The sequence below is a fragment of the Catonella sp. genome (assembly GCF_057250765.1).
The window spans coordinates 1-8,944 of the sequence record NZ_DBHIEC010000035.1 but is presented as its reverse complement, the minus strand read 5'-3'; the positions used below and the strand labels follow the sequence as shown (position 1 = coordinate 8,944).

Here is an 8,944-nt window from a genome sequence, read left to right as displayed (position 1 = left end):
AGTTGCAGATGTGGTGGAAGCAGTTAGAAATAAGGACAGACACCTTGATATAAACTGGGATGAAGAAAAGCTTACTCTTGGTGACATCAGAGAGTATAAGCAGAAGTTCTTTGTAAGGGTTCCTGAGAGTGAGAAAGAGGCTGCAAAGCAGAAGATATCAGGAATTGAAGAAGTAAAATCTGATAAGGTAGTGGGAGAATTTGCCTTCATCACCTCGCCTTTAACTGAGGCTGAATTCGAAGAGCTAACCAGAGATTTAAGTGTAAAAAATAAAATAATAATTAATTTTTAGTAAAAATATCTTGCAAATATTACGATTAAGCGTTACGCTTAGTAGGTGGTATTTGCAAATGTTTTTAGGAGCAGGTAAAACCAATGCTCTTATATCATAAGGTGTCAGTTTTTTTGACACAGATAATTCTATTAATCAATATGTGAAAGTTGCAATACACAGGTCTTGCTTAGATGGATTTGGAGGGAAAATAATTGTTAAAGGTAGTAAAATTTGGCGGAAGTTCGCTTGCAAATGCGGAACAGTTTAAGAAGGTTGGAGAGATAATCAAGTCTGAGAAGGAGAGGCATTATGCCATACCTTCAGCACCCGGAAAGAGGTTCAATGCTGATATAAAGGTGACGGATTTACTATATAAATGTCAGGAGAAGGCTTCTCGTGGGGAGGACTTTTCTGAAGAATTTGAAGATATTAAGTCAAGATACAACGAAATCATAGAAGGACTTGGCATAGAGCTTTCTCTTGAGGATGAGTTCACCCTTATTGAGAAAAACCTTAAGGAAAAGGCAGGAAAGGATTATGCGGCTTCCAGAGGAGAGTACCTAAACGGTATCATTATGGCAAAATACCTCGACTTTACCTTCGTGGATGCGGCTACTGTCCTCTTCTTTGACAAAGAAGGCAACTTTGACTCTGAAAAGACAAACGAGATACTTGCAAAGAAGCTTAAGAAGATAGAATATGCTGTTATTCCGGGATTTTATGGCTCCTTGCCTGATGGAAGTATTAAGACATTTTCAAGAGGCGGTTCAGACATCACAGGAGCCATAGTTGCAAGAGCCATCAAGGCCGATATATACGAGAACTGGACTGATGTTTCAGGCTTCCTTGTGGCAGACCCTAGAATCATTTACAATCCTGAACCCATAGATATCATCACCTATAAAGAGCTTCGTGAGCTTTCTTATATGGGAGCCTCCGTCCTTCACGAGGACTCTATCTTTCCTGTAAGAAAGGCAGGCATCCCTGTCAATATCAAGAATACCAATGCCCCTGAGGAGCCGGGAAGCTGGATAGTTGAAAGCACAGGACAGAAGTCAAAGTATGTCATCACAGGTATTGCAGGAAGAAAAGGATTTTCCGCTATCAATATAGATAAAGATATGATGAATGTGGAGATAGGCTTTGGCAGAAAGGTGCTTCAGGCATTTGAAGAAAATGACATTTCTTTTGAGCATATGCCTTCAGGTATAGACACAATGACACTTTTTGTGGAAGAGAAAGCCTTTGCCCCTAAGGAACAGCTTGTAATATCGGCTATTCATAAGCTTGCAGAGCCGGACTCTATAGAAATTGAATCAGGTATAGCCCTCATTGCGGTAGTAGGTAGAGGTATGAAGTCTGTAAGGGGTACAGCGGGAAGAATATTTGCTGCCCTTGCCCATGCCCGCATCAATGTAAGGATGATAGATCAGGGCTCAAGTGAGCTTAACATCATAATCGGAGTAGACAATGATGACTTTGAGCTTGCAATTAAGGCAATATATGATATCTTTGTAGAAGTTCAACTATGATATATTGAGGGGTTAAGACAATGGACATAGCAAAAAAGATTGCGGAAGAACTTGGTATTAAGACGGAACAGGTAAATGCAGTTATCAAGCTTATAGAAGAGGGAAATACCATTCCTTTTATTGCACGATACAGAAAGGAGCAGCATGGAGCACTTAATGATGAGGTACTCCGTAATCTTGATGAGAGGCTTAGATACCTGAACAACCTTGAAGAGAGGAAAGCTCAGGTTATAGGTCTAATAGAAGAACAGGGTAAGCTTACTGATGAGCTAAGACAGGCTATAGAGGCAGCAGAAGCCTTGGTTACTGTAGAAGATTTGTACAGACCGTACAAGCAAAAGAGAAGAACTAGGGCAACTATAGCAAAAGAAGCAGGTCTTTCAGGGCTTGCCATCATCATTTCCTTACAGCAGACAGACAAACCGCTTGAAGAAGAGGCACTTACCTATATCAATGAGGAAAAGGGTATCACTGATGTACAGTCCGCTATCAAGGGCGCTATGGACATTATAGCGGAAGAAATCTCCGACAATGCAGAGTATAGAAAGTACATCAGAAATATAACCTTTGACAAAGGTAATGTAATTTCAGAGGCAAAAGATAAGGAAACTCAGTCAGTTTATGAGACCTATTACAGCTTTAGTGAGCCTGTAAAGAAGATTACCGGATATAGAATACTTGCGATTAACCGCGGAGAAGCTGAAAAGGTATTGACGGTAAAAATCGAGGCTCCTGTAGATGAGATATTGGACTACTTATGTAGAAAAGTAATAATTAGAGATAATAAATATACTATTGAAGTCTTAAAGGAGACAGTAACCGATTCTTATACAAGGCTAATAGCTCCATCAATTGAAAATGATATAAGGTCGGAGCTTACGGAAAATGCTGAAGACGGAGCTATCAAGGTGTTTGGAAAGAACCTTACCCAGCTTCTTATGCAGCCTCCAATCACAGGAAAGAGAGTGCTTGGCTGGGATCCTGCGTTTAGAACCGGATGTAAGCTTGCTGTAGTCGATGAGACCGGTAAGGTGCTTTATACTACAGTTGTCTACCCTACAGAGCCACAGAATAAGGTGGCTGAGACCAAGAAGATAGTGGCTGATTTAGTAAAAAAATACGGAATATCGTTGATATCTGTAGGCAATGGTACTGCCTCCAGAGAGTCTGAAATGATAATTTCAGATATGATTAAAGAGCTACATCTCCCTGTATCCTATGTTATAGTAAATGAAGCAGGAGCTTCTGTTTATTCAGCAAGTAAGCTGGCTACGGAGGAGTTCCCGGAGTTCGATGTGGGGCAGAGAAGTGCTGCTTCCATAGCAAGAAGGCTACAGGACCCTCTTGCTGAGCTGGTTAAGATAGAACCTAAAGCCATAGGAGTAGGTCAGTATCAGCACGATATGAATAAAAAGAAGCTTGAAGAAGCCCTTGGCGCAGTGGTAGAAGACTGTGTAAACAGAGTGGGAGTCGATTTAAATACTGCTTCAGCTCCGCTTCTTTCCTATGTTTCAGGAATCAATGGAACTATAGCAAAAAACATTGTAAACTACAGAGAAGAAAACGGTAAATTCAAGAATAGAAAAGAACTATTGAAGGTTTCTAAGCTTGGACCAAAGGCATTCTTACAATGTGCAGGCTTTATGAGAATAATGGATGGAGACAACCCTCTTGACTCAAGCAGTGTACATCCTGAGTCCTATAAGGCAGCAGAAGAGATCCTTTCTGCGCTTGGCTATGATCTTTCTGCACTTAGAGGCGGAATTAAGGGCATAACCGTCGAGATTAAGAAGCATCCTGACTTAACAGCCAAGGTAGATGTAGGTGAGCTTACTCTTAAGGATATTATAAGTGAGCTTGAAAAGCCGGGAAGAGACCCTAGAGCAGACCTTCCTGCCCCTATCCTTAGGACTGATGTATTAGACATGAAGGATCTAAAAGAGGGTATGATTATGAAGGGAACCGTCCGCAATGTCATTGATTTCGGTGCTTTTGTAGACATCGGAGTACATCAGGATGGCTTGGTTCACATATCTGAATTATCAGATAAGAAGTTTGTAAAGCACCCGCTTGAAGTGGTGAGTGTTGGTGATATAGTTGATGTTAAAGTTATTGGAGTAGATATTCCTAAGAAGAGGATATCTCTAAGCATTAAACAGGCAAAGGGTTAAAAAATGACCATTTACGAGAGTAATTCAGAGGAAGAGACATTTGATATAGGTAAGAAGCTTGGAGAAAAGGCAGATAAAGGTGAGATTATCTGCCTGGAAGGCGACCTTGGAGTTGGTAAGACCGTATTTACCAAGGGTTTTGCTGTGGGACTTTTGATAGAGGATAATATTGACAGCCCCACCTTTACCATAGTTCAGGAATATACACAGGGGAGGCTTCCTCTATATCATTTTGATGTATACCGCATAGGCGATATATCTGAAATGGATGAAATAGGCTATGAGGACTATTTCTATGGAGACGGAGTCTGCCTCATCGAATGGGCTTCAAGGATAGAAGAACTCATTCCCAAATCAGCAGTACACATAAGAATAGAAAAAGATTTGGCAAAAGGCTTTGAATATAGAAGGGTAGTGGTAGAAGAATGAAAGTTTTAGGAATGGATACTTCAGGCTTGGTGGCATCAGTTGCAATAGTTGATGACGAGACTCTTGTGGCTGAATATACCGTAGAGCATAAAAAGACACATTCTACTACTCTTATGCCCATGCTTAGTGAGATAGTTAGAATGTCTGAGCTAGACCTTAAGGATATGGACGCATTTGCCATAGCTGCGGGACCCGGTTCATTTACAGGGCTTAGAATAGGCTCTGCCACTGTAAAGGGGCTTGCCTATAGTCTAAATAAGCCTATTATTCCAGTGCCTACTCTTGCCGCCCTTGCCTACAATGTGCAGTTTTTTGACGGAATAATCTGTCCTATTATGGATGCAAAGAGAGAACAGGTCTATAATGGGCTTTATACATTTAAGAAGGGTGAATTTACTGAGCTAAAGGAGCAGAGAGCCATGGCTGTGGAGGAACTTTTAGCTGAGCTTAACAATGAATTTGCAGGAGAAAAAATAGTTTTCCTTGGAGACGGGGTGCCTGTATATAAGCATAATATTGAAGAAGGTCTTGTAAACCCTCATTTCTTCGCCCCTGCCAATATTTCAAAACAAAAGGCAGGAAGTGTGGCAGTTTTAGGTAAAATGTATTATAATAGAGGTGTTATGGAAACGGCAGAAAGCCATGAACCTGTGTATCTTAGGCTTTCTCAGGCTGAGCGTGAAAGAAATGAAAAAGAAACAGGAATTAAAAAATAACTATGGATGTATTTGATATAGAAGAGTTAAAGCCGGAGTATTGTAAAGAGGTAGCTGAGATTGAAAAATCAATATTTTCCCTGCCTTGGTCCGAAAAGTCATTTAGGGAATGTGTAGAAGGTGAAGATAAACACTATTTCTGTGCTATCGAAAATGGAGAGGTAATAGGTTATTGCGGCTACTGGGGAGTGCTTGATGAGGCTGAAATCTGCAATGTTGCAGTAAGAGCAGATGCCAGAAAAAGAGGAGTTGGCAAGGCTCTGCTTAATAGACTTATTGAATATGGAAAATCAGATAATAGAACAAAATTTTTATTAGATGTAAGATTAGGGAATGAGGCTGCAATCAGCCTGTACAAGAAGCTTGGGTTTAAGGAAGACGGAATCCGTCCGAACTTTTATGACAAACCTAAGGAAGATGCCTTGCTTATGTCGCTTACAATCTGATATGATGTAGTTATACAAAAGTCGAAGTGAGGCGATATTTTGCTTTATATGGATTTTTGTATGTTATAATGACCGGAGATTAAGGAGATTTAATGCTGGATATATGTTTATTAGGTACGGGCGGTATGATGCCTTTACCTAACAGGTTCCTCACCTCGCTGCTTGCCAGATACAATGGAAATAGCGTGCTCATAGACTGTGGTGAGGGAACTCAGGTTGCAGTTAAGAAGAAGGGGTGGAGTGTAAATCCCATAGGTCTTATCTGCATAACTCATTTTCATGGTGACCATGTTGCCGGGATTCCGGGACTATTACTATCCATTGGCAATTCAGGAAGAACAGAGCCTATTACAATTTTAGGCCCAAAAGGAATAGAGAGGGTTATAAGGTCTTTATGTATAATTGCCCCTGAACTTCCCTTTGATGTTAACTTTGTTGAGATTGAGGGAGATGGCGGTAATTTCGAGTTTTTTGGAATGAAGATTGAAGCCTTTAAGCTAAAGCATAATGTGATTTGCTATGGATATAATATAATAGTGGATAGAGCGGGCAGATTTTTACCTGAAAAGGCAAAAGAAAATGAGGTTCCTCTAAAATGTTGGAACAGGCTTCAAAAAGGTGAAACGGTTGAATATGAAGGAAAAACCTATACACCTGATATGGTTATGGGAGAAGAAAGGAAGGGACTTAAGGTTACCTACTGTACCGATACAAGACCTATACCTATTATTTCAGAAATGGCCGCAGATGCCGATTTATTTATATGTGAGGGCATGTATGGGGATTTGGAGTCTGCTAATAAGGCAAAAGAAAAGAAACACATGACCATGCAGGAGGCCTGTGAGCTTGCCCAAATTGCCAAGCCTAAAAAAATGTGGCTTACTCACTACAGTCCCGCCATGGCACATCCTGAGCAGTATATCAAAGAGGTAAGAGAAATCTTTGATAATGTAAGACTTGGAAAAGATGGTAAAAGTATAGATTTGATGTTTGTTGATGAGGAGTAAGGGGGATTTATGTACAAAAAAACGCAAAATCCGATTGTGGTTGGTCTGGTTATGGCTTTCCTTGCCGTGTTTATTATCGGTGGATTCTTTTTAGTAAGAAGCATTGGACTTAAGAATCTGGAGATAAAAAAGAGTAAAACTGAAGTAGAGAAGCTTATAGAGCTTAACCTAGATGATAATTATCCGGGAAGTGCCAGAGAGGTACTCAAAATATATAACAGAATTTTGAAATGCTGCTATAATGAAGAGCTAACTGACGAGCAGATTAAAAAGCTTGCAGAGCAGAATCAGAAGCTCTTTGATGAGCAGCTTCTTGAAAAGAATCCTTATGATCAGTATGTAGAAAAGCTCAAAAAAGATATTGAAGACTATAAGAGTAAGAAGACCACGATAGCCAATATTGCTATTCAAGATCTCGCTGAGGCTGAAAGAGAAGAGCGAGGAGGCTATAAGTTCTGCAATCTTTTAGTGTCCTATATTGTTAAAGATACCAAAGGGCTTAAGACCACCAATGAGAAATACTATTTAAGAGAAGATGATAAAGGAAGATGGAAGATTCTCTTTTGGGAATTGACTTATAAGACTTTTTAGCTGACAACTATCATATTTGATAATAACCGAGGTTAATCAAAATATACGGATGATATTAGATAATAATTCTTCTGTAAGTAGGCTGCAGCAGGTTTTGATACTTTTATTACTTGTAACATTAAAATTTTAAATCTTAGAGGTGGGTGTCGAATCAATTTGGCACCCACATCGTTTTGGCAGAAAAGGGAAGATGTGAAAATATGAATATATTGGCGATTGAATCATCCTGTGATGAGACAGCTGCGGCTGTAGTGCAGGATGGAAGGAAGGTGCTTTCAAATATTATTTCGTCTCAGATTGAGATACATAAGCTTTACGGTGGTGTTGTGCCCGAAATTGCATCAAGAAAGCATATAGAAAAGGTAATTCAGGTAGTGGATGAGGCGCTTAAAGAAGCTTCGCTTACAATGGATGAAATTGATGCTGTTGCGGTTACTTATGGTCCCGGTTTGGTAGGCGCGCTTTTGGTTGGAGTTTCAGCGGCTAAGGCAATAGCTTTTGCTCATAACAAACCTCTAATAGGAGTACATCATATTGAAGGGCATATTTCTGCCAACTACATCGACAATGAGGATCTTGAACCGCCTTTTTTATGTCTTGTTGTATCGGGAGGTCACACCAATCTGGTTATAGTTAAGGACTACGGCGAATATGAAGTTCTTGGTAAAACGAGGGATGATGCTGCGGGAGAGGCCTTTGATAAGGTCGCAAGGGCGATAGGGCTTGGTTATCCGGGAGGTCCTAAGATTCAAAAAATATCTGAAGAAGGCAATAAGGATGCCATAGCTTTTCCTAGAGCTAAGGTGGCAGACAACCCATTTGACTTTAGTTTCAGCGGGCTAAAGTCCTCTGTGCTAAACTATATTAACTCCTGTGAAATGAAGGGCGAGGAAATAAACAAAGCTGATATAGCTGCATCCTTCCAGGAGGCTGTAGTAGATGTACTTGTAAGTCATACAATAGAAGGTGCGAAACAGCTTGGTTTTAAGAAGATAGCTATGGCGGGAGGAGTTGCTTCCAATACTGTATTAAGAGCAGCTATGAAGGAGGCCTGTAAAAGAAGGGGCTTTATGTTCTATCATCCTTCGCCTATATTATGTACTGACAATGCTGCGATGATAGGCGCGGCTGCTTACTATGACTACAAAAAGGGATTAATTTCAGACCTGACATTAAATGCAGTTCCAAGCCTAAAACTTGGTCAGAGATAGGGGGATTAGAATGGTCTACAAATTTTGTAACGAAAAAACATAAAAAAGTTTAAAAATCTGCTTGACAAGATTTTGCTTATATGATAAACTGTTCTAGCTGTCACAGTTACAGACAGTCACTGGAGAGGTGTCTGAGTGGTTTAAAGAGCCGGTCTTGAAAACCGGTGATCCTGAAAGGGACCGTGGGTTCGAATCCCACCTTCTCCGCTCTATATGGTTTATGTGTAAGCCTTGGAGAAATACCCAAGAGGCTGAAGGGGCTCCCCTGGAAAGGGAGTAGGTCGTTAATAGCGGCGCCAGGGTTCAAATCCCTGTTTCTCCGTTGATTTTGCTGAAACCAAAACTTGAAAAAGTTGTTGACATAAGCAAAATCGTATGATAGAATGTCTGAGCTGAATTGCGAAAGTAATGAAGCTAAGACGGAACCTTGATAACTAAATAGTGAGACAATCTTGAAAATTCAAACGAACGCGTATAAGTAGTAATACTTGTACACCTTTAAAAAAACAGTAAAAATTATCGACTTTAGCCGGTCGATAACGGAATAAGCAAGAGATGATAAATGTC

At 40.2% G+C, this 8,944-nt stretch carries 8 protein-coding genes, 2 tRNA genes and 1 pseudogene; all 11 read left to right on the top strand.

Annotated elements, in window-relative coordinates:
- Positions 1–292 (top strand): annotated as a pseudogene (locus tag ACO6HM_RS12160) (hypothetical protein); the annotation flags it as partial.
- Between the two features lie 194 nt (positions 293–486).
- Positions 487–1,806 carry an aspartate kinase gene (locus tag ACO6HM_RS12155; RefSeq protein ID WP_485391289.1) on the top strand — a complete coding sequence of 440 codons (1,320 nt, stop codon included), beginning with the start codon at positions 487–489 and terminating at the stop codon, positions 1,804–1,806.
- Positions 1,807–1,826: 20 nt separating this feature from the next.
- Positions 1,827–3,977 (top strand): Tex family protein, encoded by a 2,151-nt coding sequence (locus ACO6HM_RS12150; protein WP_485391288.1) that lies wholly within the window; start codon positions 1,827–1,829, stop codon positions 3,975–3,977.
- 3 nt (positions 3,978–3,980) lie between these two features.
- Entirely contained in the window at positions 3,981–4,406 is a 426-nt protein-coding gene (gene tsaE / locus ACO6HM_RS12145; protein WP_485391287.1) for a tRNA (adenosine(37)-N6)-threonylcarbamoyltransferase complex ATPase subunit type 1 TsaE, read from the top strand.
- The gene (tsaB, locus tag ACO6HM_RS12140) at positions 4,403–5,122 is read left to right on the top strand and encodes a tRNA (adenosine(37)-N6)-threonylcarbamoyltransferase complex dimerization subunit type 1 TsaB (RefSeq protein WP_485391286.1); all 720 of its coding nucleotides are present in this window, start codon (positions 4,403–4,405) and stop codon (positions 5,120–5,122) included. Before tsaE ends, tsaB begins: the two co-directional genes overlap by 4 nt.
- A 2-nt stretch (positions 5,123–5,124) precedes the next feature.
- Positions 5,125–5,568, top strand: coding sequence for a ribosomal protein S18-alanine N-acetyltransferase (gene rimI / locus ACO6HM_RS12135; protein WP_485391285.1), 444 nt, complete (start codon positions 5,125–5,127; stop codon positions 5,566–5,568).
- Positions 5,569–5,660: 92 nt separating this feature from the next.
- Positions 5,661–6,575 (top strand): ribonuclease Z, encoded by a 915-nt coding sequence (locus ACO6HM_RS12130; RefSeq protein ID WP_485391284.1) that lies wholly within the window; start codon positions 5,661–5,663, stop codon positions 6,573–6,575.
- 9 nt (positions 6,576–6,584) lie between these two features.
- Positions 6,585–7,166 (top strand): DUF6715 family protein, encoded by a 582-nt coding sequence (locus ACO6HM_RS12125; protein WP_485391283.1) that lies wholly within the window; start codon positions 6,585–6,587, stop codon positions 7,164–7,166.
- 200 nt (positions 7,167–7,366) lie between these two features.
- Positions 7,367–8,377 carry a tRNA (adenosine(37)-N6)-threonylcarbamoyltransferase complex transferase subunit TsaD gene (tsaD, locus tag ACO6HM_RS12120; RefSeq protein ID WP_485391290.1) on the top strand — a complete coding sequence of 337 codons (1,011 nt, stop codon included), beginning with the start codon at positions 7,367–7,369 and terminating at the stop codon, positions 8,375–8,377.
- A 121-nt stretch (positions 8,378–8,498) separates the two neighbouring features.
- Positions 8,499–8,584: transfer RNA gene (locus ACO6HM_RS12115), tRNA-Ser, on the top strand.
- 26 nt (positions 8,585–8,610) lie between these two features.
- A tRNA-Ser gene (locus tag ACO6HM_RS12110) sits at positions 8,611–8,699 on the top strand.
- The last annotated feature ends 245 nt before the right edge of the window (positions 8,700–8,944 follow it).